This is a genomic window from Streptomyces sp. NBC_01232 (assembly GCF_035989885.1).
Lineage (GTDB): Bacteria > Actinomycetota > Actinomycetes > Streptomycetales > Streptomycetaceae > Streptomyces.
Map to the genome: position 1 here is coordinate 3,324,086 of NZ_CP108518.1, position 26,038 is coordinate 3,350,123.

Sequence of the window (26,038 nt, forward strand, 5' to 3'; positions counted from 1 at the left end):
CCCTCTCGCCCGGTTACGCATCCTGCCCCCACCAGCGGCGGGAAAGCCAATCCGGCACCCGTCGGGGTCACACGAAAAGCGCCACAGTCACACCGCGGTGACGCTCCGTCCACGCCCTCGCTCACACGCCGCTGCGGACCGCGGACCTCGCGGGCATCCCCGCAACCCTAGAGGCGGCCCGACGGGCCCGCATCTCGCGACGCGCCGGTATCAGAGCGCCGTGAGGGCCGTCACAGCTGGGCTCAGGCCCCTGCGGCGGCCTTGCGGACGGCACCCGCGACGGCGCCCGCCACCTTGTCGTTGAACACCGACGGGATGATGTAGTTCGCGTTCAGCTCGTCCTCGCCGACCACGTCCGCGAGCGCGCTCGCGGCGGCCAGCATCATCTCCGTGTTCACGGTGCGGGACTGAGCGTCCAGCAGACCGCGGAAGACGCCCGGGAAGACCAGCACGTTGTTGATCTGGTTCGGGAAGTCGGAGCGGCCGGTGGCCACGACGGCGGCCGTCTGGCGCGCGACGGCCGGGTCCACCTCGGGGTCCGGGTTCGCGAGCGCGAACACGATCGCACCCTCGGCCATGGCGGCGACGTCCTCGCCGGACAGCACGTTCGGGGCCGAGACCCCGATGAACACGTCGGCGCCGACCACGGCTTCCTTCAGCGTGCCCGTGTAGCCCTCGGGGTTGGTGTTGTCGGCGATCCAGCGCAGCGGGGAGTCGGCGGCCGCGTCGACGAGGTCCGGGCGGTCCGCGTGCACGACACCGTGGATGTCGGCGCTCACCGCGTTCTTGACACCCGCCGCGAGCAGCAGCTTGAGGATGGCGGTACCGGCCGCGCCGGCGCCCGACATGACGACCTTGACGTCGCCAACTGCCTTGCCCACCACGCGCAGTGCGTTGGTGAGGGCCGCGAGGACGACGATCGCGGTGCCGTGCTGGTCGTCGTGGAAGACGGGGATGTCGAGGGCCTCGCGCAGCCGGGCCTCGATCTCGAAGCAGCGCGGCGCGGAGATGTCCTCCAGGTTGATGCCCGCGAAGCCGGGGGCGATGGCCTTGACTGCGGCCACGATCTCGTCGGGGTCCTGGGTGTCGAGGCAGATCGGCCAGGCGTCGATGTCGGCGAAGCGCTTGAACAGGGCCGCCTTGCCCTCCATGACCGGCATGGCGGCCATCGGGCCGATGTTGCCGAGGCCCAGCACGGCGGAGCCGTCCGTCACGACTGCGACGGTGTTGCGCTTGATGGTGAGGCGGCGCGCGTCCTCGGGGTTCTCGGCGATCGCCATGCACACGCGGGCCACACCCGGGGTGTAGATCATCGAGAGGTCGTCACGGTTGCGGATGGGGTGCTTGGACGCCATCTCGATCTTGCCACCGAGGTGCATCAGGAAGGTGCGGTCGGAGACCTTGCCGAGGCTGACGCCCTCGATGCCGCGCAGCTTCTCGACGATCTCGTCCGCGTGCGCGGTGGAGGTCGCGGCGATGGTGACGTCGATCCGGAGCTTCTCGTGGCCGGATGCGGTCACGTCGAGGCCGGTGACCGATCCGCCGGAGGATTCCACGGCGGTGGTGAGCTGGGAGACCGCGGTTCCGCTCGCGGGCACTTCCAGACGGACCGTCATCGAATACGAGACGCTGGGCGCCGTTGCCATGGCCGTGTTCCTCTTCTGTCCCTGGTTCGCTGTAACACACAGAGCCCCGCTGCACAGCAGATGCGGCAGGACCTGTTGTCCGATCGTCCCACCTACCAGCCAGTACAAGGTAACCAGCTACAAAATTCGGAAAGACTCTTCCACCATACGAGATTCCAGGGGGGTTCGGAAGGGTGGGGTCATACAAAACAGGTCCGCGCCCCCCACTGAGTGGAGGGCGCGGACCTGGTGATTCGTACGTCTATGACACCGACCCGCCATGCTCGCCTCGCGGCAAGTGGTCGCTCTGAGCGACGAAGGTTGGGCCCGGGGGCTTGGATCGAGTCGGTGCCGTACCCAGGCTAACAAAGGATCGCCGAAAGTGATCCCCCTGCTCGCACCCGTATCCGAGCACCACGCTCCTGGTCGCCGCCCATCCGGCCGTACGGGGCCCTGAGCGGGCCGGGACCCGGGCGATGAACCGCCACCGCCGGGCCGCCGTCCGGGGCCCGCTACGGCAGCAGCAGCTCCGGCACCCCGTCCGCGTCCGGCTTGTCCCGGTCGGCCGAGACCACCGTCAGCTGCTGCGTCGCGCGCGTCAGCGCCACGTACAGCACCCGCAGGCCCGCCGGGGACTCGTCCGCGATCTCCGCCGGGGAGACGACCACCGTGGCGTCGTACTCCAGGCCCTTGGCCTCCAGGCTGCCGAGCGCCACCGCCCGCCCGCCGAGGTCCGCGAGCCAGCCCGCGGCCTCCGCGCGCCGGTCCATCGCCACGACCACGCCGACCGTGCCGTCCACCTGCTCCAGCAGCCGGCGGGTCTCCTCCCGGACCGCGGCGGCGAGGTCTCCCCCGGCAGCCGTGAAGCGGGGCTCCAGGCCCGTGGAGCGCACCGCGGTCGGCGGCTCCATGCCGGGCATCGCCAGGCGCAGCACCCGGGAGGCGACCTCGGCGACCTCGGCCGGGTTGCGGTAGTTCACCGTCAGGGTGAACCGCCGGCGCGGGCGCGAGCCCAGGGCCTCGTCGCGGGCCGCGGCGGCCTCCTCCGGGTCCGTCCAGGAGGACTGCGCCGGGTCGCCCACCACCGTCCAGGTGCCGTGCCGGCCCCGGCGGCCCACCATCCGCCACTGCATCGGCGTCAGGTCCTGGGCCTCGTCCACGATCACGTGCGCGTACTCGGTGCGCTCCGCCGCGAGCCGCTCGGCCCGCTCCCACTGCGTCTCCTCGCGGGTCGGCATCAGCTCCTCCAGCCCGCTGAGCTGGTCGAGCGGATCCATCTCCCGCCGTCTCTTGGGCCGCGCCGGGGCGCCGAGCAGCTGCTGGAGCTCGTCCAGCAGCGCCACGTCGTGCACCGACAGGGGGCCCTTGCCGTCCGGGCCCACCCGGCGCAGCGAACGGGCCAGCTGGCGGGACTCGCGCGGGTTGAGGTCCCGGCGCGACCAGCGGCCGAGGTGGCGCTCGTCGGCGAGCGCGGCGAGCACCGCGCGCGGGGTCAGCTCGGGCCACCAGGCATTGAGGAAGCCGATGAAGGCGTCCTCGGTGGAGATGTCCTCGTCGAAGGCGGAGCGCAGCTCGGCGGCCAGCTCCGGGTCGCTGTGCCGGCCGGCGCCGCCGGACTTCGCGTAGAGGGCGTCGAGGAGCAGCTTGCGGGCGCGCGGGCGCAGCAGGTTGACCGGGGCGGTGCCGCTGAGGACGTTCTGCCGGATCCGGTTCAGCTCGTCGGCCTCCAGCTCCTGGCGGCGGCCGAAGGCCACCACGCGCAGCCGGTCGGGGGCGCCGCCGAGCTCCAGTGCGCCGCGTACGGCCTTGCGGAGCACCTTGAGCATCCGGGAGGAGCCCTTGACGCGGGCCACGGCCGGGGAGTCGTAGGTGGTGGCCTCCGCGCCGTCGACGAGGGAACCCAGCGCCCGGATGGCCACCTGGCCCTCCTCGCCGAGCGAGGGCAGCACGCCCTCGGTGTAGGCGACGAGCAGCGGGGTCGGGGAGACGATCAGGATGCCGCCGGAGTACCGGCGCCGGTCCTGGTAGAGCAGGTAGGCGGCGCGGTGCAGGGCGACGGCCGTCTTGCCGGTGCCGGGACCGCCCGCGACCTCGGCGACGGAGGCGGCGGGGGCCCGGATGACCAGGTCCTGCTCGGCCTGGATGGAGGAGACGATGTCGCGCATGGAGTGCGTACGGGCCCGTCCGAGGGCGGCCATCAGGGCGCCGTCGCCGATGGCGGGCAGCTCCCGGCCGTCCAGGAACGCGGTGACCTCGGGGCGCATCAGGTCGTCCTCGACGCCCAGCACCTTGCGGCCCTTCGAGCGGATGACGCGGCGGCGCACGACCCGGCCCGGGTCCTTGGGCGTCGAGCGGTAGAACGGTGCGGCGGCCGGCGCGCGCCAGTCGATGACCAGCGGCGCGTAGTCGGAGTCCAGGACTCCGATGCGGCCGATGTGCAGCGTCTCGGCGACGTCGGCCGTGAGGTCCTCGCGGATCGCGTCGTCGGCGGGCTCCACGGAGGTGTAGGCGCCGTCGGCGCCGCGCTCCCCGTCCTTGCCGAGCACCAGGTCGATGCGGCCGAAGAGGAAGTCCTCGAACTCGTTGTTCAGCCGGTTCAGGTGGATGCCCGCCCGGAAGACCTGCGCGTCGCGCTCGGCGAGCGCGCCGGGCGTACCCACTTGGCCGCGCTTGGCGGCGTCGTTCATGAGGAACTCGGCCTCGTGGATCTTCTCCTCAAGGCGTCGGTACACCCGGTCGAGATGCGTCTGCTCGACCGCGGTCTCCCGATCGCGGACGGAATCCGCCGTGCTGTCGACAGCGGCATTCTGCGCGGCCACCAAGGCCCCCTTCTGACGTGCATGGGCGACCGTCAACCGTACGCGAATCGGCCCCTTGTCCGCACGCCCGTTCCGGAACCGGTCTCGCTGGGTGGTACGCCCCGGGCCGGGACCCCTACCGGGGCCCGGCCGCCAGGGCCCGGCGGCGGTGCCTGGCCACGCGCTCCCGGTTGCCGCAGCGCTCGCTGGAACACCAGCGGCGCCGGTGGCCGCGGGAGGTGTCCAGGTAGACGCGGGTGCAGCCGTCGCCGGCGCAGGCCCGCAGCAGCGCGCGGTCGCCGGGGTCGGTCAGCAGCTCGACGGCGTCCCGGGCGACGGCCGCGAGCAGCGCGCCGCACTCCACGCCGCCGCACAGCTCCCGTACGAGGTGCCCTTCCTGGTCCCGTACGGCGCACAGACCGGGGGGTGGTCCGGCGGCCAGGGCGTTGACCCGGGCGAGGGCGTTCTCGTCCGTGTCGGTGCCGAGCAGCTCCGCCCGTACGAGCGTTTCCACGTCGGCGCGCAGGGAGCGGAAGGCCTCGGCCCAGTCGGGACCCACCCGGACGAGCGGCGTCCGGTCGGGTACCAGGCCGGCCCCGGCGAGCCACACCCGCAGCTCGTCACCGTCCGGGATCCCCTCGTGGGGGGTGAAGGTGGCCACCAGGTCCAGGCAGACCCGCCCGGAATCGAACCGCATGCCGTCAGCCTCCCGTCGTGGGGTGCCGTACCAGATTGCCGCCCGGCGGGTCGCAGCGGAAGCCCCCGAACCGGTACCTCCGGTGGCTGCAGCCGCGCATCTTCAGCCTCGTCGGCCGGAACCCGGCGGGGGGTCGTCGTGGAGGAGGCGCTGGAAGAGGCGGTGGTCGCGCCAGGCGCCGTTGATGTGGAGGTAGCGCGGCGCGAGGCCGAACTCCACGAAGCCCGCCTTCGCCAGTACCCGCTGCGAGGCCAGGTTGTCGACCAGGGTGCCCGCCTCCACCCGGTGCAGGCCCAGCTCGTCGCGGGCGACCCGGCAGACCTCCGCCACGCCGGCGGTGGCCAGGCCCTTGCCGTGCCAGGCGCGGTCGACCCAGTAGCCCACACCGCCGCTGCACAGCGGACCGTGCACGATGGAGCCGAGGTTGATCGCGCCGACGGGCGTACCGGTGGCCGTCTCGACGAACAGGTAGGGGACGATCCGGCCCGCGTCCCGCTCGGCGAGCACGCCCTCGATCCGTTCCCGCTGGCCGTCCTCCGTGTAGAAGGAGTCCGGGCGGTCCGGTTCGAAGGGCGTCATGAACGCCCGGTTCCGGGCGAACGTCTCGGCCAGCCCGGCGGCGTCGCCGAGCGCTACGCCCCTCATCTCCACCCCGTCAACGATCATCCGGGCACGCTAGCCGACGACTCCCCTGGCCGTCACCGCGTCGGCGGGCAGCTCCCCGTACTTGGCCTCGCCGCCCGCGTCCAGCGACAGCCGGTACCCCCGCTTGACCACCGTCTGGATCAGGTTCGGGACGCCGAGCGCCACCCGGAGGCGGGCCATCGCCGTCTCCACCGCGTGCTCGTCCCGCCCCGCGCCCGGCAGCGCCCGCAGGAGTTCCGCACGGGCCACCACCCAGCCGGGCCGCCGGGCCAGGGCCCGCAGCAGGGCCATCCCGGCGGGCGGTACGGGCCGCAGCTGCGCGTCCACCAGCACCGCGTGGCCCCGGATCTCCACCCGGTGCCCGGCCACCGGCAGTACGCGGGCCCGGCCGGGCAGCTCCTTGCAGAGCAACTGCACCAGCGGGCCCAGCCGGAACCGCTCCGGCTGCACCGTGTCCACCCCCAGCGCCTGCAGCGGCAGCGCGGTCACCGGACCGACGCACGCGGAGAGCAGACTGCCGCGCAGCGCGTCCAGCACGGCCTCCTGCAGCCCCCGCTCCTCGGCCCGGGACAGCAGCGAGGCCGCCGCCGGCGCCGAAGTGAAGCTGACGGCGTCCACCGAGCCGCCGATCATCGCGTCGAGCAGCCGGTCCAGCGGTGCGAGGTCCTCCGGCGCCATCCACCGGTACACAGGGACCACCACCACCTCGGCCCCGCCCGCCCGCAGCGCCTCGACGAAGCCCGGCAGCGGCTCGCCGTGCAGCTGGAGCGCGATCCGCCGGCCGTCGACTCCCGCCGACAGCAGCCGCTCGAGCACCTCGGCGAGCGACTCCGAGTCCGGGGACCAGGTCTCCACGAGCCCGGCGGCCCGGATGGCGCCCTTCACCTTCGGTCCGCGCGCCAGCAGTTCGGCGGCCCGCAGCCGCTCCAGCAGTTCCTCCCCGACGCCCCACCCGTCGGCGGCCTCGATCCATCCCCGGAAGCCGATGGCGGTGGTGGCCACGACCACGTCCGGTGCGCAGCCGATCAGTTCCTTCGTGGCGGCCAGCAGCTCGCTGTCGTCGGCGAGCGGCACGATCCGCAGCGCCGGCGCGTGCAGCACCGCAGCCCCGCGCCGCCGCAGCAGCGCGATGAGCTCGTCCGCGCGCCGGGCGGCCGTGACCCCTACGGTGAAGCCCGCGAGCGGGCCGGTGTTCGTGTCGTCCATCGTGACCTGCCTAGTGACGCATGGGGGGGCGGTACGGGTGGACCGAGCTTCCCAACACCCCGTGTCGGACTCGGTTCACCCGTATTTCGCCCCGGTTACACCGACGTGAGCTGCGGTTTCGTCTCGGCCCCGGCGGTGTGGATCACCGGGGCCGCCGGGCGGCGAAGGTATACCGCCCAGGTGACCGCGCAGCACAGGGCGTAGAAGCCCAGGAAGGTGACGAAGGCGGCCGTTCCGGAGCCGGAGGTGCGGAACGCCTCCCGGAAGACCAGGTTGATGCCCAGACCGCCGAGCGCGCCGACCGCGCCGATGAGTCCCATGGAGGCGCCGGAGAGCCGCCGCCCGTACGCGGCCGCGCTCTCGCCGCTCATGCCGCGGGCCAGCGCCTTCGCCTGGAAGATGCCGGGGATCATCTTGTACGTCGATCCGTTGCCGAGGCCGCTCAGGACGAACAGGGCCACGAACCCGACGAGGAAGACCGGCAGCGAGGACCGCTGCGAGGCGAACACCACCACGGTGGTCGCCGCCGCCATCGCCACGAACGTCCCCAGCGTGATCCGTGCCCCGCCGAACCGGTCCGCGAGCGCCCCGCCCACCGGCCTGATCAGCGACCCGAGCAGCGGTCCCATGAAGGTCAGCGAGGCGGCCTGGAGCGGGGTGCGGCCGAACTGGGTCTGCAGCACCAGGCCGAAGGCGAAGCTGTAGCCGATGAAGGACCCGAACGTGCCGATGTAGAGGAACGCCATGATCCAGGTGTGCGCGTCCTTCAGCGCCTCGCGGACCGCGCCGGTGTCGTTGCGCACGGGCGCCAGGTTGTCCATGCGTACGGCCGCCAGCACGGCCGCGAGCACGATCAGCGGGATGTAGGCGGCCAGCAGGTACCGCGGGTGCGAGGCTCCGGCGGTCGCGATGACCAGCAGCCCGGCGAGCTGGACCACGGGCACGCCGATGTTGCCGCCGCCGGCGTTCAGGCCGAGCGCCCAGCCCTTCTTGCGCAGCGGGAAGAAGGCGTTGATGTTGGTCATGGAGGAGGCGAAGTTGCCCCCGCCGACACCGGTGAGGGCCGCGACGAGCAGGAAGGTCCCGTACGAGGTCCCGGGCTCCATCACGACGATCGCGGCGACCGTGGGCGCCAGCAGCAGCAGGGCGCTGACGACGGTCCAGTTCCGGCCGCCGAAGCGGGCCACGGCGAAGGTGTACGGCACCCGGACGACCGCGCCGACCAGGGTGGCGGTCGCGATCAGGAAGAACTTCCCGGCGGGGTCGATCCCGTAGGCCGGCCCCATGAAGAGGACCATCACCGACCAGAGCGACCAGATGGAGAAGCCGATGTGCTCGGAGAACACGGAGTAGACCAGGTTGCGCCGGGCGATGCGCTCCCCCGTCCGGCTCCAGAAGGTCTCGTCCTCGGGATCCCACTGCTCGATCCAGCGGCCCCCCTTGCGCGGTGCGGTCGTACCGGTCATCACACGCCTCCACAAACTGTCGCGTCCGTGGAACGACCGTAGGAACGGCGCGTTTCCGCCCCGGTCCCCGCCGGATGACCGCCGGGAAACCTTGCTCTCACCCGCCGCCGTGGGCACCTGTGAGCGTGGCCGGGCGCCAGCTCGCCGGGGGTACGTCCAGCCAGCCGCGTGCGGCACCGAGGTCGGCCACGGCCCGGTGCAGCGCTTCGAGTCCGGGGTGGCCGAAACCCTTGCGCCACACCATGGACAGCGGGGACAGCGGTACGGGGTCGACCAGCGGCCGTTTCACGGACCCGGGCATGTCGACGAAGTCGACGGTCACCAGCACCGGATTGCCGGTCTTGGCCATGACCCGGCGGAACTCGTCCTTGCCGATGGCCACCGGTGCGGGCGGCGCCATGAGGATGCCCCGCCCGGCGAACAGCTCGCGCGCGAGTCCGGTCCACTCCGGCGTCCGCGGGTTCCCGGCGCCCGCGTACACGGTCTCCCCGGCCAGCGCGTCCAGCGGTACGGTCGCCCGCCCGGCCAGCGGGTGCCCGTCGGGCAGCAGCACGGCGAGCGGCTCGTAACGCACGAGGCGGTGCGCGATGCGGGACCGCCACACCGGGTCCAGCCCGGCGGCGTAGCCGAAGGAGACGTCGAGGCGGCCGGCGGCGACCTCGGCTGCGGCGTAGGTCAGCCCGCTCTCCCAGCGGGCCATCAGCTCGCAGTCCGGGGCCAGCTCCCGGGCCTGCTCCAGCACGGTGCGCGCGGTGCTCGGCCCGTCGGTGTTCAGGTCGACGAGAAGCGGCCGGGGAGCGGCGAAGGCGGTGGCGACCGCCTCGTGCGCGGCCAGTACCCGCCGGGCGAGCGGCAGCAGCCGCTCCCCGTCGGGGGTCGGCTCGACGGCCCGGGTCGTCCGGACGAACAGCGTGGTGCCGAGGGCCTCTTCGAGCCGCCGTACGTCCCGGCTCAGCGCCTGCTGGGCGACGTACAGGCGGGCGGCGGCGCGGGTGAAGTGCAACTCCTCGGCCACGGCGACGAACCCGCGCAGCAGCCGGGGATCCACATCACGGGGCATCATCCCCGGAGACTAACAACCGATCGGCGTGAATGGCCTCCGGACAGGTGTTGGACGCTGCGCCCGGTCACGGCCGAGGGTGGTGGTCATGCCCCTCATGGCCGTCACCGGCAACACCCTCGTCCTCGCCGCCCCGCCCGCACCGCTCCCCGACCGGACTCCTCCGCGCCCGCGGGGCCCCTACCGGCGCCTGTTCGCCCTGCCGGGCACCCGCGGCTTCACCGCCGGGAACCTGCTCGCCCGGCTCCCCATGGGCATGTTCGGGGTCAGCGCGGTCATGATGATCGCCGGGCAGCGCGGCTCGTACGCCCTCGCCGGCGCGGTCACGGCCACCGGCCTGGCCGCCACCGCGCTGGTCGCGCCGTGGACCGCCCGGCTGATCGACCGTCACGGGCAGGCCCGGATCGCCGTCCCGGCCACCCTGATCGCGGTCCTCGGCTCGCTGTCCCTGATCGCGTGCGTCCGTACCGGGGCACCCGCCTGGACCCTCTTCGCCTCGTACGCCGCGACGGCCACCACCCCCAACATCGGCGGCATGTCCCGGGCCCGCTGGACGCACCTGCTGAAGGGCTCCCCGGACGCGCACCACACCGCGATGTCCTTCGAGCAGGCCGCGGACGAGCTCTGCTACATGCTCGGCCCGGTCCTTGCGGCCCTCCTGTGCTCGCTCCTCTTCCCCGAGGCCGGCACGCTCACCGCGGCCGCCCTCCTGCTGACCGGCATGCTGGTCTTCACCTCCTGCCGCTCCACCCAGCCCCCGGTGTCGGCGGCCCCCCGCCACGGCTCCCCGCTGCGGGTCCTCGCCCCGCTGCTGCCCCTCTTCCTCGCCACGGGCGTGGTCTTCGGCTCGATGGAGATCGCCTCGATCGCCCACCTCGACGCCCTGGGCCTGGGCCCCGCCTCCGGCCCGGTCCTGGCCCTCCAGGCAGCGGGCTCCTGCGCGGCCGGCCTGCTCTACGGCACGCTGCGCCCGCGCGGCCTGCGCACCTGCCTGACCGCCATGGCCGGCGCGATGATCCTGCCGTGGCTCGCGGCGGCCACGGGCTCCCTGCTCCCGCTGGCCTGCGCCCTGCTCCTGGCGGGCATGGCCACGGCTCCGACGATGGTGACGGCGATGTCCCGGGTCCACGCCCTCATCCCGGCGGGCCGCCTGAACGAGGGCATGACCCTGACGGTCACCGCCATCCTCGCGGGCATATCCCTGGGTGCGGCGACGGCCGGCACCCTGGTCGACCACCTGGGCCCCACGACGGCCTACGCCCTCCCGGCTGCAGCGGCCCTCCTGGCCCTCGCGATCGGCCTCCGCCCCCGCAGTCCCCACTGACCTCTGCCGTGAGGAGCGTTCACTTCGACCCCGCCGCCTGGGAGGACTTCCTGTTCCGGCTCTCCTCCGACCGGAAGATGGCCCGCCGGATCACCCGCCTGATCGGCGAGATCCAGCGGGACCCGTTCGCCGGCATCGGCAAGCCCGAGCCGTGAAGGGTGAGCTGTCGGGCTACTGGTCCCGCCGCATCGACGACGAGCACCGCCTCGTGTACCGGGCCGACGAGAAGGAAGTGAAGGTCCTCGAGGCCCGCTACCACTACCGACGCATGACAAAGGCCCCGCAGCCGAGAGGCTGCGGGGCCTTTGCCCACATGGGATGAGTGGAGATGGCGGGAATCGAACCCGCGTCCAACGGTGCAGAAGCAGGGCTTCTCCGAGCGCAGTCCGCTGCGCTTTTCTCAGCCCCGGAGATCACACGGACAAGTCTCCGACGGGCTCAGTCACTGTTTGATTTCCCTCCAACCCCCGTGACCGGGGCTAGAGGTTTAGATCCCTAATTGACGCCAGGATCCGGACCGGGACCACTTCCGGGCTGACGCTCCTCACAGAGGCTTCAGCTCACTGTTATTAGGCAGCGAGGGTGAAGCGGGAGTTATCGCTCTTGGAGTTGGCGATTATTGTTTGCGACATATGGTTAGCGAGATCATTGCCGCTTCCTCGGCTCGCTTCCCCTGCATCGACATCCGCTGTCGAAACCGATCATCCCCATGTTGTTTTTTCAAGCTGCGCCGACCCCTGGGGGACGGTGCTGACGCCATGGTACGCGAAGTGGACCACCGCGTGCCAGATGATTAAACCGTGCCGCGCTGCTTGCGACGGATGGCCGAGATCGTCCGGTTCGTCTCGCGGGTGTCCTGCTTCTCCCGCATGGTCTGGCGCTTGTCGTACTCCTTCTTGCCCTTCGCCAGCGCGATCTCGACCTTCGCGCGGCCGTCCTTGAAGTAGAGCGAGAGGGGCACGATCGTGTGACCCGACTCGTCCGCCTTGCGCTCCAGCTTGTCGATCTCCTCGCGGTGCATGAGGAGCTTGCGCTTGCGCCGGGCGCTGTGGTTGGTCCAGGTGCCCTGGCTGTACTCCGGCACGTGCACGTTGTAGAGCCAGGCCTCCCCGCTCTCCACCGACACGAAGCCGTCCACCAGCGAGGCCCGGCCCTGGCGCATGGACTTGACCTCGGTGCCCGTGAGCACGAGACCGCACTCGTAGGTGTCGAGGATCGCGTAGTCGTGCCGCGCCTTCTTGTTCTGGGCGATCAGCTTGCGCCCTTTTTCCTTAGCCATAGTGCGCTCATTTTCGCACTACGGACCCACCCCGAGGCCACCCAATACCGTGACGGCCCGCTCCTCGACCCGGTCGCCGGCCGTCACGTCCGGGGTGATGCCGTCGCCGTCCAGGCTCCGGCCCGCCGGTGTGCGGTACGTGCCGACCGTCAGTTCGGCAACCGAACCGTCCGGGAGTTCGGTCGGCATCTGCACCGAGCCCTTGCCGAAGGTCCGGCTGCCCACCGCCACCGCCCGGCCGCGGTCCTGCAGGGCGCCCGTCACCAGCTCGGCCGCGCTCATCGTGCCGCCGTCGACGAGGGCCACCAGCGGCCGGGTGGTGTCCCCGCCCGGGGCCGCGTGCAGGACCCGCTGCTCGCCCCGTACGTCGTACGTGGCCACCAGCCCGCCGTCGAGGAAGGCGGAGGCCGCGGTGACCGCCTCGGCGACCAGCCCGCCCGGATTGCCGCGCAGGTCCAGCACGACCCCGGCGCCGGGCGGGGCCGCACGGACGGCGGCCCTGACGCGCTCGCCCGAACCACGGGTGAAGGAGGCCACCTTGATGACGGTCACCCCGTCCGGGCGCCGGCGGACGGTCACCGGCTCGGTGCGCAGCTGTTCGCGGCGCACGGTCTCGGTGAGGTCGGCGCCGTTCCGGCTCAGGTTCAGCACGACGGGGGTGCCCGCCTCGCCGCGCAGCAGCGCGACCACGTCGGCCACGGCCAGACCGGTCACGGCCTGCCCGTCGACGCTCAGCAGCCGGTCCCCGGCCCGCAGTCCGGCGCGGGCGGCGGGGCTTCCGGGCTGGACCGTGTCGACCTCGATCATTCCGTCGCGGGCCCGCTGGGCCCACACCCCGACGCCGGTCCAGTGGCCGTCGAGGCCCTCGGCGAAGGCGGCGTACTCGCCCTGGTCGTAGACGGTGCCCCAGCGGTCACCGCTGCGGCTGACCACCTCCTGGGCGGCCTTCTTCCCGGACTTCCCCTCGGCGACGGCCTCGGCCGCGGCGCGGGCGACCGCGTCCCGGTCGGCGGTGCCCGCCTCGCGCGGGGCCTCGGCGGCGGGTGCTCCCGTCAGGGCCGCGGCGGCCGCGGCGCCCTCCTCGCGGTCCCAGCAGCCGGTGTACGCACCGGCACCGACGGCGGTGAGGAACGCCAACGTCAGAACGGCCCCGCGACGCAGGTCGCGGGGCCGGAGACAGAAGGCGGGAATACTCGGCAAGCCCAGCATGGCGCCGAGTCTAGGACAAGCCCCGCGCCGGTACGGGTGGTTGACCGGACCGCTCGCGGGGCGCTTGTCACACCTTCAGGTACTTGCGCAGGGCGATGAAAGCGGCCACGGAGGGCATCAGGAGGCCGATGAAGAGCACGTACGGGAGCTTGGCCAGCACCGATCCCCAGCCCATGAAGTCGATCAGCTGGATCTTGTCGCGCAGGCCGACGCCGTGGTCGATCACGAAGTACTGACCGGACACGAGCATGGCGCAGGCGAAGAGCGCACCGATGAGGCCGGCGACGGCGGCCTCCATGATGAAGGGGACCTGGATGTAGAAGCTGGAGGCACCCACCAGCCGCATGATCCCCGTCTCCCGCCTGCGGCTGAACGCCGAGACGCGCACGGTGTTGACGATCAGCAGCAGCGCCACGATCAGCATGATCAGCATGATGCCGAGGGCCGCGAAGTTGAGGTAGTTCAGGATCCGGAAGAGGTCGTCGATCGCCTGGCGCTGGTCGTCGACGGTGTGGATGCCGTCACGGCCGGCGAAGGCGGAGGTGACCACCTTGTACTTCTCCGGGTTCTTGAGCTTGACCCGGAAGGACTCCTGCATCTGGTCGGGAGTGATGGAGGAGGCCAGGGCGGTGTGGCCGTACTGCTCCTGGTAGTGCTTGTAGGCCTCGTCCGCCGACTCGTAGGCGACGGACTTCACCAGGGACATCTGCTTGAGCTCGGACTCGATCTGCTTCTTCTGCTCCTCGGTCACGGCGCCCTTGCGGCAGGTGGCGACGCCACCGGCGCCGCCACCGGCCGAACCGTCCGGCTTGGCGGCGACCTCGCCCGCCTCCTGGGCGTCCTGCTTGTTGCAGAGGTAGATCGAGACGTTGGCCTTGTCGTACCAGAAGCCCTTCATCCGGCTCACCTGCTCGCTCATGAGCATGGAGCCGCCGAACAGGGCCAGCGAGAGGGCCACGGAGATGATGACCGCGAAGGTCATGGTGAGATTGCGCCGGAGACCGACGCCGATCTCCGACATGACGAACTGGGCGCGCATTGCGTCTCAGGGACCTTTCAGTGCTGGTAGCCGTAGACGCCGCGCGACTGGTCGCGCACGAGTCGGCCCTTTTCGAGTTCGATGACGCGCTTGCGCATCTGGTCGACGATCTGCTGGTCGTGGGTGGCCATGATCACCGTGGTGCCGGTCCGGTTGATCCGGTCCAGCAGCTTCATGATCCCGACCGAGGTCTGCGGGTCGAGGTTGCCGGTGGGCTCGTCCGCGATCAGCAGGGCGGGGCGGTTGACGAAGGCGCGGGCGATGGCCACGCGCTGCTGCTCACCGCCGGAGAGCTCGCCCGGCATCCGCTCCTCCTTGCCGCCGAGGCCCACGAGTTCGAGGACCTGCGGGACGGCCTTGCGGATCTCGCCCCGCGGCTTGCCGATGACCTCCTGGGCGAAGGCCACGTTCTCGGCCACCGTCTTGTTGGGCAGCAGGCGGAAGTCCTGGAACACGGTCCCCAGCTGGCGCCGCATCTGCGGAACCTTCCAGTTGGAGAGCTTCGCGAGGTCCTTGCCCAGGACGTGCACCTGGCCGTGGCTCGCCCGCTCCTCGCGCAGGATGAGGCGCAGGAAGGTGGACTTGCCGGAGCCGGAGGAGCCCACGAGGAAGACGAACTCCCCCTTCGCGATGTCGAGGGAGACTTCTCTGAGTGCGGGACGGCTCTGCTTCGGGTAGGACTTGGAGACACTGTCGAATCGGATCACGGGTGCACCACGGTCGCCGGGAGTAGGTGTGCGTGACCATACGCGAACGGGCGCGACGTGTGGACCCTGCCTCCGGACTTGCCCTATTTATCCCCCGGTCCCGGAGGGTACGGACCGTGATTGCCCGGACGGGCCGCGCCGAATGTCGACGAAGCTGGCACAGTGGTAGGGGGAACGCTCCGGTTCCCCACGCCGTTATAGGACACGAGAAGCCCTAGGGGACGAGAGGAGGAGCGCATGACATATGACCGGCTCGTGTGCGCGAACTGCGCCGCACCCGTCAGCCAGGGCCGCTGCCCGGTGTGCCGGGCGAACCGGGAGCGCCTCCAGCAGGAGGGCCCCTTCTCCGGTCTGGACCCCATGGCCATCGTCGTGCTCATGGTGGTCCTCGTGGCAGTTCTGGTGCTGACGGCTCAGGTCTGAGCCGCCCGGACCGCCCGGTCGCGGTGCACGCGGTGTCCGTGCCGCGTACCGATCACACACGCGCGAGAAGGGCCCGGACACCTGGTGTCCGGGCCCTTCCGCTTGCGTGCGCGCGTGCCGGTGGCTACGCGGTCTGCTCCTGCTGCTTGCGCCAGCGGATTCCGGCCTCCAGGAAGCCGTCGATCTCGCCGTCGAGGACCGCCTGCGGGTTGCCGACCTCGAACTCCGTCCTCAGGTCCTTGACCATCTGGTACGGGTGCAGGACGTAGGAGCGCATCTGGTTGCCCCAGGAGCTGCCGCCGTCCTTGAGGGCGTCCATCTTGTCCTTCTCCTCCTGGCGGCGCCGCTCGAGCAGCTTGGCCTGGAGGACGTTCATCGCACTGGCCTTGTTCTGGATCTGCGAGCGCTCGTTCTGGCAGGAGACGACGATGCCGGTCGGCAGGTGCGTGATGCGGACCGCCGAGTCGGTGGTGTTGACGCCCTGGCCGCCGGGGCCGGAGGCGCGGTACACGTCGACGCGCAGCTCGGTCTCGTCGATCTCGACGTGGTCGCTGGTCTCGACGACCGGGAGCACCTCGACGCCCGCGAAGGAGGTCTGGCGGCGGCCCTGGTTGTCGAAGGGCGAGATGCGCACGAGGCGGTGGGTGCCCTGCTCGACGGAGAGCGTGCCGTAGGCGTACGGGGCCTTGACGACGAAGGTGGTCGACTTGATGCCGGCCTCTTCCGCGTACGAGGTCTCGTAGATCTCGGTGGAGTAGCCGTGCCGCTCGGCCCAGCGCAGGTACATGCGCTGGAGGCGCTCGGCGAAGTCGGAGGCGTCGACGCCGCCGGCCTCGGCGCGGATGTTGACCAGGGCCTCGCGCTCGGCGTACTCGCCGGAGAGCAGGGTCCGGACCTCCATCTCGTCCAGCGCCTTGCGGACGGAGACCAGCTCGGTCTCGGCCTCCGCGAGGGTGTCCGCGTCGTCCATCTCCTGGGCGAGCTCGAAGAGGACCGCGAGGTCATCGATGCGCCCGCGCAGGGTCTCGGTCTTGCGGACCTCGGCCTGGAGGTGCGAAAGCTTGCTCGTGATCTTCTGAGCGGCCTCCGGGTCGTCCCACAGGGACGGCGCGGCGGCCTGCTCCTCGAGCACGGCGATATCTGCCCTCAGCTTGTCGAGGTCCAGGACGGCCTCGATCGACCCCATGGTCGAGGAGAGGGACTTCAGCTCTTCGGAAACATCGACGACTGCCACGGGTCCAGCGTAGCCGGTCCCCGGACAACGCCGTCCGGGCAGGCCGGATCACCCGTACTGATGAGAGGTCGTACGGGCGTACGCTCACGGTATGACCGTTCTCCTCGTCAAGCGCCGCCATGTGGACCACATGCGTGTCACGACGACGAGCTGTCTGCCGCCGGACCGTTCACGAGCCTGATCCACCCCGATCCGACTTGGTCCTGTACGCGCGGCTCCCGCGGTCCCGGCACCACCCCTGTCGGCGACCCTCCCCCGCCCCGCGGCCCCCGCCACCTCTGGGGAACAGGACCCCGTGACATCCCGAAACGGAGCCGTCATGCCGTCCGCGCACACTCTCCCGGTCCTGGACCTCTCCCAGGCCGACGACCCGGCCCAGCGGGCCGACTTCCTGAAGAAGCTGCACGCAGCCGCCAGGGACTCCGGTTTCCTGCACCTGACCGGGCACGGCGTCACCGCCGCCGAGAGCGCCCGCATCCTCGATCTGACCAAGGCCTTCTTCGCCCTCCCGGAGGACGACCGGCTCGCCGTCAGCAACCTGAACTCCCCGCACTTCCGCGGCTACACCCGCATCGGCCACGAGCTGACCGGCGGGGCCTCCGACTGGCGGGACCAGCTGGACGTCGGCGCGGAACGCCCGGCGCCGGCCGTGGGGCCGGACGACCCGGCGTACCTGTGGCTGGAGGGCCCGAACCAGTGGCCCCCGGCGCTCCCGGAGCTCCGTACGGTGGTCCTGGAATGGCAGTCCAGGCTCGCGGCGGTCGCCCACCGCCTGCTCCGGGAACTCCTCGTGGCGATCGGCGCCCCGGCGGACTTCTTCGACGCCGCCTTCGCGGACCGCCCGCACCTGCACACCAAGCTGATCCGCTACCCCGGATCGGCCCCCTCCGGCGCCGACCAGGGGGTCGGCGCGCACAAGGACTACGGGTTCCTGACGCTCCTGCTCCAGGACTCGGTGGGCGGCCTCCAGGTGGTCCGGGACGGCGGCTACCTGGACGTGCCGCCGATGCCGGGGGCGTTCGTGGTGAACCTGGGCGAGCTGCTGGAGATCGCGACGGAGGGCTATCTGACGGCGACGGACCACCGGGTGGTCAGCCCGCCGGGCGCGGTGGAGCGGTACTCGGTGCCGTTCTTCTACAACCCGCGGCTGGACGCGGTGATCGACACCGTCCCGGGGGACTACCTGCGCTCCGCCCCGGGTGTCGCGCACGACGAGACGAACCCGCTGCACGCCGAGTACGGCCGCAACGAACTGAAGGGCTGGGTGCGCGCCCACCCGGCGGTGGCGCGGCGCTGGCACCCGGAACTCGTCGCGGCGTAGCGGCGTTCCGCACGCGTCGGCGATCGGGGCGCGGGAGGTCGGGACGCCGGGGCCGGGGGCGGCGCCCCCGGCCCCGGCGTCGCACGCCCCTACGGGACCCGCGGGGTCGACTGCTTGTTGTCCTGCCGGGGGGCCGGGTCGTCGCCCGAGACGGCCAGCCACGTGCCCAGGCCGACCGCCGCGGCCAGCGCCAGGGCCGATACGGACAGGACCAGCCGGCGCTTGCGCGCGGCCTCCGCGCGGTGGCGGGCGGAGCCCGGCCGGTGGCCGCCCGCCGGACGGGGTACGCGGGCGGTGCCCAGGGCCCCGCCCGCCAGCTCGTCCGGCCCGGGCACCCGCATCGAGGTGTGGGTGTCCCGGTTGGAGTCGGTCGCCGACCCCGGCACCAGCGGGACCACGCCCCGCCGCCGGACCGGGTCGGCCGCCGGTTCCTCCGAGGGCTCGGGGTCCGGATCCGCGTCGTCCGGCTCGTCCACGTCCAGCGGCGGCATCCCGGCCAGCATCGGCAGCAGGTCCCGCAGCCGGACCGACAGCTCCGAGGCCCGCAGCCGTGAGGCCGGGGCCTTGGCCAGGCACTGCACGATGAGCTGCCACAGCTCGTCGGGGATCCCGGGCAGCGGGACGACCGTCTCGGTCACGTGCCGCCGCAGGACCGCGCCAGGGTGGCCCCCGCCGAAGGGGGTGAACCCGGCCAGCAGCTCGTACAGCACGGTGGCCAGGGCATATATGTCCACCGCTGCGCGCGGAGGGAGGCCCTCCACGATCTCCGGCGCCAGGTAGTCCGGGGTGCCGATGATCCGGGTCGTCGGGGCCGAGACCCGGCCGGCGGAGGCCCGCCGCGGGGAGTCGATCAGCTTGGCCACGCCGAAGTCGGTGAGCAGCGCCGGGTGCGAGCCGCCGGGGCCGAGCGGGCCCTGCATGTCCAGCAGGACGTTCTCCGGCTTGACGTCCCGGTGGACGACCCCCGCCGCGTGCGCCGCGGCCAGCGCGTCGGCGACGTCCGCGACGATGGCGACGGCCGCCTCCGGGGCGAGCCGCCGCTCGCGGTCGAGGCGCGTGCGCAGGTCCGTACCGCGGACGAGGTCCATGACGAGGGCGAGGTCGTTGCCGTCCACGACGAGGTCGCGGACGGACACGACGTGCGGATGGTCCAGGCCGAGCAGCGCGCTGCGCTCCTGGACGAACCGTCCGACGAGTTCCTGGTCGGACGCGAGGTCCTCGCGCAGCAGTTTGACGGCGACGGGCCCGTCAGGCCCCTCGCCCAGCCACACCGTGCCCGCGCTGCCACGCCCCAGGATCTGGTGCGCGGTGTACCGGCTGCCGATCTTCCGTGCCACGACTGCTCCCTCAGCGGCTGGCGTACCGCACCGAGGCTACGCGGCCGGGTGGGCCTTGGAGGCCAGCAGGGGGCCCGATTCGCAGCGACCTTCACTTCTGCGCGTGAAATCACGTCCCAGAAGTCGACAAATCCACGAAGTCGGCGCTACGCGGGCTCTCCTCAGGGCGCGGAGGAGCCCGAGGAGCCGGCCGAGTCCCCGATCGTGCTGACCCAGTCGACGGCGTCGGAGCCCCAGGTCCACACCTGGTCCCACCAGCCGCGGCCGGTGCCGATCCACCCCTGGAGCGGGGTGAGCTCCCAGACCAGCCAGCCCGCGACGAAGAACACCAGGATCAGCACCAGGCAGCCCTTGAGGCAGCCGAGGCCGGGGATCCGCACCGGATTGGCGCTGCGGCGGCGCGGCTCGCGCGGCTCGCGAGGGGCGGGCCGCTGCTGCGGCGGGGCCTGCGGGGGCTGCTGCTGGGGCTGGCGGTACTGGGGCTGCTGCTGGGGCTGCTGCTGGTACGGCTGGGGCTGGTGCTGCTGCGGCTGGTAGTGCTGCGGCGGCGGCTGAGGCGCGTACTGCTGCTGGGGCGGCTGCTGCGGCTGGCGGTACTGGGGCTGCTGCGGCTGCTGGTACTGCTGCTGCTGGGGCGGCGGACCCTGCCGGTACGGCTGCTGCTGCTGGGGCCGGTGCTGCGGCGGCGGGGGCGCCTGTCGCTGCGGGCGGCGGCGCAGGGGGTCCTCGTTCGGGTCGAGGTACTGGATCTGCGTCTGCTCGTTGCGGTCACGGGCGGCCTGCATCTGCGACTGCCACGGATGCGGCTGGTCGGGGCGCTGGACCGGGGGCATGACCGAGGTGGGGTCGGCCCCGGGGGCCCCCGTGCTCGGCAGCACCGAGGTGGCGTCGGCCGCACCGACCGGCGGCAGGACGCTCGTCATGCCGTTCGGGTCGTACGCGCCGGCCAGCGGGCCCGCGCCGGGAAGCATCTGGGTGGGGTCCGCGGCGCCCGGGGTCTCGGGGACCGGCGCCGGCGAGGGGTCGGGCGCGAGCAGCGCGCCCACACCGAGCGCGGCCTCGACCTCGGCGGCGGAGGAGTGCACGCCGATGCCGGCGGCCACCACGCGCAGGGCGCGGGCCAGGCTCTGCGAGCTGGGGCGCTCGTTCGGCTCCTTGCGCAGGCAGCGCTCGATGACCGTCCACAGCGGCTCGGGCACGGTCGAGGGCCGCTGGGGGTCCTCGCTGAGGTGGCGGTGGAGCACTTCGAGCGCGGTGCCGCCGGCGAAGGGCGGGCGGCCGGTGAGCAGCTCGTAGAGGAGGATGCCGGCGCCGTAGATGTCGACGGCGGAGGTCTGCGGGCGGCCCTCGGCGGACTCGGGGGCGACGTAGGCCGGGGTGCCGACGAACTCGTGGGTGCGGGTCAGGCCCGGGGAGTCCGCGAGGCGGGCGATGCCGAAGTCGGTGAGCATCGGCTTCATCTGTCCGCCGCGCTCGTCGAGCAGCACGTTGGCCGGCTTCAGGTCGCGGTGGACCACTCCGTCGGCGTGGCTGGCGGCGAGGGCGTCGGCGATCTGGGCCGTCAGCAGGCTCGCGGCGACGGGCGTGAAGGGGCCGTTCTCCCGGAGGTACCGGTGCAGGTCCGGGCCGTCGATCAGGTCCATGACCAGGGCCAGCAGATCACCCTCGACGACGAGGTCGCGGGTGCGGACGATGTTGGGGTGGGTCAGGCGCAGCAGGACCGAGCGCTCCCGCAGGAAGCGCATGACGATGTCGGGATCCTGGGCCAGCTCCTCCTTGAGGACCTTGATGGCCACGGTCTCTCCGGGCTGCCCCGCGACGGCCGCCTCCGCGCCGGCGGCCTCCCTCTGGCGTGCACGCCAGACAGTGCCCGTGGCGCCGCGCCCGAGCGGCTCCTCGAGCAGGTACTTGCTGCCGACTGGCCGCACGTCTCGCGCTCCCCTGCTGTCGTCTGCTGTGGTCGATCTGCTGATTGGTTTTCCGGCCCACTCTAGGGGGTGTCCCCCGGGAAGACGCCGGTCCTCGGAGGTTGGTTGCCGCACATATGTACGGAGGGTGATGTTTGCGGGGTATGCCGGAGGCGATTTTCCCCGTCTTTCCCCGTCCCGGCGTCCGGATCCGGCCGGGGTCCGCCCCGGGCCTCGATCCATCAAGATCATTTGTTGCCGGGTGCCGGGCGTGTTGTCCGCGACAGGTGCGAGGATGCACACGTACGGAACGGCACGGGACGGGAGCCCCGCCTTCCGGGCAGACCTGACCGGACGACGCGTCCGTGCCGGGTGGGGGGCGACCGGACGGTCATGTCACGGGATTCCCCTGCCGGGCGCACACACCGCGCACCGCGCAGAAGGGACCGCTGACGGCGATGCAGATCCGGCTGACCGTCCTTGGGTCGCGCAGCGGCCACCAGACCGCGACCGCCCCCGCGAGCTGTGACGTCCTCGTCACCGCACCCGTCGGCACCGCGCTGGCCGCGGTCGCCTCCGGGCTCGCGGCGACCGTCGGCGGGCCCGACACCGGGGGCACGGTCGTGCTCTACGCCGGCTCCGAACGCCTCGACCTCCAGCGGCGGGTGCTCGGTGAGCCGCCGCTCGTGGACGGCGCGGTGCTGGCCCTGCACGGCCCGGTCCCGGACGTCCTGCCCGAGGACAGCCTCGGCGCACCCCAGCTGCACGTCGTCGCCGGACCCGACGCGGGCGGGGTGCACCTGCTGCACAGCGGTCAGATCCGGGTGGGCCGCTCCTCCGACGCCGACGTCCCGCTGGACGATCCCGACGTCTCCCGGCTGCACTGCGCGGTGACGGTGATCCGCGACGGGCGGGTCGCGGTGGCCGACCTGGACTCGACGAACGGCACCACGCTGGACGGCGCCCCGGTCGGGGCGCAGCCCGTGGGCCTGCCCCCCGGGGCGCTGCTGCGGGTCGGCGAGTCCACGCTGCGCCTGGCGCCCGCGGGCACGTCCGTGCTGCCGGTCACCCCCGATCTCCAGGGCCACCTCGCGGTGTCGGCGCCGCCCGCCGCGGGCCCGCTCCCCGCGGCGGATCCCGCCCCGGTCCCGGCGCCGGACGCCGCCGGCGAAGCCGGCCCCGACGGTGCGCCTTCCGGCCCCGGGACCGGGCGGCGCAAGGGCATCGGGGCCTGGGCCCGCAAGTGGGTGCGCGGCGAGGAACCGGCCGGGGCCCCGCAGGAACCGGCGGCCGCCGCACCCGACCCCGACGATCCCGCCGCCCTGCTGCTGGCCGCAATGGGGCCCACCGAGCGCCTGTGGTCCCGTACGGCCGGGCGCGCCCCCGTGCTGGACCTGGGGCTCGGCGCCGGAAGCCGGGTCTCCCTCCCCGCCGTCGGCGCCCTCGGGCTCGCCGGACCGCGGGCCCGGCTGGCCGGGGTGGCCCGCTGGCTGGTCGCCCAGACGGCCGCACTGCACGCGCCGGGGCAGCTGGAGATCGTGCTCATCTCCGCCGACCGGGCGCGCGGCCTCGCCGACCGGCGGCGCGACTGGGGCTGGCTCGGCTGGCTGCCCCACCTGCGGCCCGCGCACGGCCAGGACTGCCGGCTCCTGCTCGCCTACGACCGCGACCAGGCCGTCGCCCGTACGGGTGAGCTGATCCGGCGCCTCGACGAGTGCCCCCTCGGCACGCACTGGGCCGCCGCCGACGCCGGGCAGGTCCGGCGGGCCGCCGCCGTCTACGAAGGCCCGTACACGCTCGTCGTCCTCGACGGCGATCCCGGGGCCGGACCCCTGCGCGACGTCACCGGGCGGCTCGCCTCGCACGGCCCGGCCGCCGGGATCCATGTGCTCGCGCTGGCCGAGGCCCCGGCCGCCACCCCCGCCTCCCCGGTCGCCGAGACGTACGAGGCCGCGTGCGCGAGCACCCCCGTCTTCCGGGACTGCGGCGCGGTCGCCCTGCTCAGCGGCGACGTGGCCACGGCCGTACGGACCTTCGAGATCAGCGGCGGCCGGCCGGTCCCCTCCGGGGGCACCGCCACCGCCGACGCGGTCTCCGCCGCCTGGGCCGAGCGATTCGCTCGCGCCCTGGCCCCGCTGCGCAGCGCCGAGGGCGGCTCCGCCGAGGCGTACCGGCCGGCCGCCGCCACCCTGCCCGCCACCGCGCGGCTGCTGGACGAGCTGGGGCTGGCCCGCGCCACCCCGGCCTCCCTGATGGCCCGTTGGGCCGCCGCCACCGACCAGGGGCAGGGCGTGGGCGGCCTCGCCGAGATCGTGCTGGGCAGCGGGCGCCGCGGGCCGGTCGGCACCGAGCTCGTCCACGACGGCCCGCACCTGCTCATCGAGGGGCCCGCCGGGAGCGGGCGGACCGAGCTGCTGCGGTCGGTGGCCGCGTCGCTGTCCGCGGCCGCCCGGCCCGACCGGCTCGGGCTGCTCCTCCTCGACGGGGCCGGCGGCGAGCGCGGCGACGGGCTGCTGCCCTGCACCGAGCTCCCGCACGTCTGCGCCCACCTGGTCGCCTCCGATCCGCTGCGCATGCGGGAATTCGCGCAGGCCCTGGGCGCGGAGCTCAAGCGCCGCTCCGAACTGCTGGAGGAGCTGTCCTTCGCCGAGTGGCACGCGCAGCGCGAGGTGTCCGGCCGGATGATCTCGCCCCGCCGTCCCACCCCGGGCGAGCAGCGGGGCGACCTCGACCCCCCGCGCACGGGCACCTTGCGGCTGCGCGCCGCGACGCCCCGTACCGACCCGGCAGGGCCCAGTCCGCTGCCCCGCCTGGTGGTCCTCGTGGACGACCTCGACGCGCTGGTGGCGCCGGGGCTGGGCAGTACGGGCCGCCCCGCCGCCGGCTCGGTGGTCCGCGCCCTGGAGGCGGTGGCCCGCGAGGGTGCCCGGCTCGGCGTGCACCTGGTGGCCACCAGCGCCCGCCCGGACCGTACGGCGGACACCGGGCTGGCCCGGCTGGCCACCCTGCGCGTGGAGCTCGACGCCCCCGACCAGCCGGGACCGGGCCGCGGCCTGCTCCGGTTCGAGGACGGCCGGACGGTCCCGTTCCAGGCCGGCCGGGTCACCGGCCGGATCCCTCGGACGGCGACCCTGAGACCGACCGTGGTCCCGGTGGAGTGGGAGCGGATGGGTGATCCGCCGGCCCGCCGTCCGGTGCGTGAGCTGGGCAACGGACCCACCGACCTCGCGCTGCTGGCCAGCGCCCTGGACCGGGCCTCGAACCTGGTCTCGGCGATACCCGTGCTGTTCCCGCCCGCGCCCTGACTCCCGCTCGAGCCCCCCTCACGCGGTATTGCGGGGGCGGACGCCTCGGCGTAGACCTTGTGGTCCGGGACACACCACGGGCATCGGGGGCACAGCCATGCGCAGGCACGGAACGAGCCGTACGACACTCACCTGGACGGCGCTCGCCGCGGCGGGCGCCCTCGTACTCACCGCGTGCGGGGACGACGGGAAGAAGGAGCCGCAGGGACCTGCGGGAACCACGGCCGCCCCCCGCGTGGAATTACCGAAACTGCCCGGCGAGAAGCTGGAGGTCGCCGCGGTCTGGACGGGACCGGAGCAGGCGAACTTCACCAAGGTCCTCAAGGAGTTCGAGAAGCGGACGGGAGCGTCCGTCACCTTCGTACCGGCGCAGGACCCGATCGTCACCTTCCTCGGCTCGAAGATCGCGGGCGGGGCGCCGCCGGACGTGGCGCTGCTCCCGCAGGTCGGCGCACTGGTCTCGGCGGTGCAGAACAAGTGGGCGCAGCCGGTGGGCCCGGAGGCCGCCGCCCAGCTCGACGCCAACTACTCGCCGGGCTGGAAGAAGCTCGGCGCGGTCGACGGCACCCAGTACGGCGTGTACTACAAGGCCGCCAACAAGTCGCTGATCTGGTACAACGCGAAGGCCTTCGAGGCGGCGGGCGTCAAGCCCCCGAAGACCTGGAAGGAACTGATCACCGCGGCGGACACGCTGTCCGCCTCCGGAACCCCGGCCGTGTCGGTGGCGGGCGCGGACGGCTGGACCCTCACCGACTGGTTCGAGAACATCTACCTCTCCCAGGCGGGCCCGGAGAAGTACGACCAGCTGGCCAAGCACCGGATCAAGTGGACGGACGACAGCGTCAAGCAGGCGCTGACCACGCTCGGCGAACTGTTCGGCCGCAAGGACTTCCTGGCGGGCGGGCCGAGCGGGGCACTGTCCACCGAGTTCCCGAAGTCGGTGACGCAGACCTTCACCGGCGGTGACCGGCCGGCGGCCGCGATGGTCTTCGAGGGCGACTTCGTGGCGGTGAACATCGCGCAGACCGAGGCGAAGGTCGGCGAGGACGCACTCGTCTTCCCCTTCCCGGCGGTCGGCGCGAAGGCCCCGGTGGTCTCGGGCGGCGACGTGGCGGTCGCGCTGAAGCCGTCGAAGGGCGCGCAGGCGCTGCTGACCTTCCTGGCCTCGGCGGACGCGGCGGAGATCCAGGCGCGCGAGGGCGGCTTCGTCTCCCCGAACAAGGCGGTGGACCCCGCCGCCTATCCGAACGACATCCAGCGGAACATCGCCAAGGCGCTGATCGCCTCGGGTGACGACTTCCGCTTCGACATGTCGGACCAGGCCCCGGCGGCCTTCGGCGGGACCCCGGGCGCGGGCGAGTGGAAGGCGCTGCAGGACTTCCTGGCGAACCCGTCGGACGTGGCGGGCACCCAGGCGAAACTGGAGGCGGACGCGGCCAAGGCCTACGGGAACTGA

Annotated in this window: 19 protein-coding genes, 1 other RNA gene and 1 pseudogene; 6 read left to right on the forward strand and 15 right to left on the reverse strand. The window is 72.8% G+C overall.

Annotation, left to right across the window (positions count from 1 at the left end; translation table 11 throughout):
- Positions 1–242: 242 nt before the first annotated feature.
- From OG444_RS15405 to OG444_RS15435, 7 genes are all read right to left on the reverse strand, one after another.
- The gene (locus tag OG444_RS15405; RefSeq protein WP_030769711.1) at positions 243–1,646 is read right to left on the reverse strand and encodes an NAD-dependent malic enzyme; all 1,404 of its coding nucleotides are present in this window, start codon (positions 1,644–1,646) and stop codon (positions 243–245) included.
- Between the two features lie 491 nt (positions 1,647–2,137).
- Complete coding sequence (locus tag OG444_RS15410) at positions 2,138–4,444, reverse strand: HelD family protein (protein WP_327262718.1); 2,307 nt, start codon at positions 4,442–4,444, stop codon at positions 2,138–2,140.
- Positions 4,445–4,559: 115 nt separating this feature from the next.
- Positions 4,560–5,120, reverse strand: a complete 561-nt coding sequence (locus tag OG444_RS15415) for a CGNR zinc finger domain-containing protein (protein ID WP_327262719.1) — start codon at positions 5,118–5,120, stop codon at positions 4,560–4,562.
- 102 nt (positions 5,121–5,222) lie between these two features.
- Positions 5,223–5,786 carry a GNAT family N-acetyltransferase gene (locus tag OG444_RS15420; protein WP_327262720.1) on the reverse strand — a complete coding sequence of 188 codons (564 nt, stop codon included), beginning with the start codon at positions 5,784–5,786 and terminating at the stop codon, positions 5,223–5,225.
- Positions 5,787–5,795: 9 nt separating this feature from the next.
- Entirely contained in the window at positions 5,796–6,971 is a 1,176-nt protein-coding gene (locus OG444_RS15425; RefSeq protein ID WP_327262721.1) for a uroporphyrinogen-III synthase, read from the reverse strand.
- 95 nt (positions 6,972–7,066) lie between these two features.
- The gene (locus OG444_RS15430) at positions 7,067–8,437 is read right to left on the reverse strand and encodes a nitrate/nitrite transporter (protein ID WP_327262722.1); all 1,371 of its coding nucleotides are present in this window, start codon (positions 8,435–8,437) and stop codon (positions 7,067–7,069) included.
- A 97-nt stretch (positions 8,438–8,534) separates the two neighbouring features.
- On the reverse strand, positions 8,535–9,500 hold the full coding sequence (locus tag OG444_RS15435; protein ID WP_327262723.1) for a LysR family transcriptional regulator: 966 nt from the start codon (positions 9,498–9,500) through the stop codon (positions 8,535–8,537).
- Between the two features lie 94 nt (positions 9,501–9,594).
- Between OG444_RS15435 and OG444_RS15440 the strand changes: the two genes are divergently transcribed.
- The gene (locus tag OG444_RS15440) at positions 9,595–10,821 is read left to right on the forward strand and encodes an MFS transporter (RefSeq protein WP_327266794.1); all 1,227 of its coding nucleotides are present in this window, start codon (positions 9,595–9,597) and stop codon (positions 10,819–10,821) included.
- Positions 10,822–10,829: 8 nt separating this feature from the next.
- Positions 10,830–11,143, forward strand: a pseudogene (locus OG444_RS15445) (Txe/YoeB family addiction module toxin).
- Here the strand turns inward: OG444_RS15445 and ssrA are convergent.
- The 5 genes from ssrA to ftsE all read right to left on the reverse strand — a co-directional run bounded on the left by ssrA (position 11,142) and on the right by ftsE (position 15,055).
- Positions 11,142–11,530, reverse strand: a transfer-messenger RNA (tmRNA) gene (ssrA, locus tag OG444_RS15450). The pseudogene OG444_RS15445 and the gene ssrA overlap by 2 nt on opposite strands.
- Before the next feature lie 84 nt (positions 11,531–11,614).
- Positions 11,615–12,100: an SsrA-binding protein SmpB gene (gene smpB, locus OG444_RS15455; RefSeq protein WP_266595930.1), complete on the reverse strand. Its 486-nt coding sequence runs from the start codon at positions 12,098–12,100 to the stop codon at positions 11,615–11,617.
- 18 nt (positions 12,101–12,118) lie between these two features.
- Entirely contained in the window at positions 12,119–13,309 is a 1,191-nt protein-coding gene (locus tag OG444_RS15460; RefSeq protein WP_327262724.1) for a S41 family peptidase, read from the reverse strand.
- Positions 13,310–13,376: 67 nt separating this feature from the next.
- Entirely contained in the window at positions 13,377–14,348 is a 972-nt protein-coding gene (gene ftsX / locus OG444_RS15465) for a permease-like cell division protein FtsX (RefSeq protein WP_327262725.1), read from the reverse strand.
- A 17-nt stretch (positions 14,349–14,365) separates the two neighbouring features.
- Positions 14,366–15,055: a cell division ATP-binding protein FtsE gene (gene ftsE / locus OG444_RS15470; RefSeq protein WP_327262726.1), complete on the reverse strand. Its 690-nt coding sequence runs from the start codon at positions 15,053–15,055 to the stop codon at positions 14,366–14,368.
- A gap of 237 nt (positions 15,056–15,292) precedes the next feature.
- On the opposite strand from ftsE, the gene OG444_RS15475 reads away from it, so the two are divergent.
- Positions 15,293–15,478 (forward strand): hypothetical protein, encoded by a 186-nt coding sequence (locus tag OG444_RS15475; RefSeq protein WP_327262727.1) that lies wholly within the window; start codon positions 15,293–15,295, stop codon positions 15,476–15,478.
- Between the two features lie 124 nt (positions 15,479–15,602).
- Here OG444_RS15475 and prfB read toward each other — a convergent pair whose 3' ends face one another.
- The gene (gene prfB, locus OG444_RS15480) at positions 15,603–16,712 is read right to left on the reverse strand and encodes a peptide chain release factor 2 (protein WP_327262728.1); all 1,110 of its coding nucleotides are present in this window, start codon (positions 16,710–16,712) and stop codon (positions 15,603–15,605) included.
- Positions 16,713–17,031: 319 nt separating this feature from the next.
- Between prfB and OG444_RS15485 the strand changes: the two genes are divergently transcribed.
- Positions 17,032–18,033 (forward strand): isopenicillin N synthase family dioxygenase, encoded by a 1,002-nt coding sequence (locus OG444_RS15485; protein ID WP_327262729.1) that lies wholly within the window; start codon positions 17,032–17,034, stop codon positions 18,031–18,033.
- An 89-nt stretch (positions 18,034–18,122) separates the two neighbouring features.
- Here the strand turns inward: OG444_RS15485 and OG444_RS15490 are convergent, their stop codons facing one another.
- A complete protein-coding gene (locus tag OG444_RS15490; protein ID WP_327262730.1) occupies positions 18,123–19,370 on the reverse strand; it encodes a serine/threonine-protein kinase in 1,248 nt (415 codons plus the stop codon).
- Positions 19,371–19,531: 161 nt separating this feature from the next.
- Entirely contained in the window at positions 19,532–21,298 is a 1,767-nt protein-coding gene (locus OG444_RS15495; protein WP_327262731.1) for a serine/threonine-protein kinase, read from the reverse strand.
- Positions 21,299–21,735: 437 nt separating this feature from the next.
- Between OG444_RS15495 and OG444_RS15500 the strand changes: the two genes are divergently transcribed.
- Positions 21,736–24,582, forward strand: a complete 2,847-nt coding sequence (locus tag OG444_RS15500) for an FHA domain-containing protein (RefSeq protein WP_327262732.1) — start codon at positions 21,736–21,738, stop codon at positions 24,580–24,582.
- Positions 24,583–24,679: 97 nt separating this feature from the next.
- A complete protein-coding gene (locus OG444_RS15505; RefSeq protein ID WP_327262733.1) occupies positions 24,680–26,038 on the forward strand; it encodes an ABC transporter substrate-binding protein in 1,359 nt (452 codons plus the stop codon).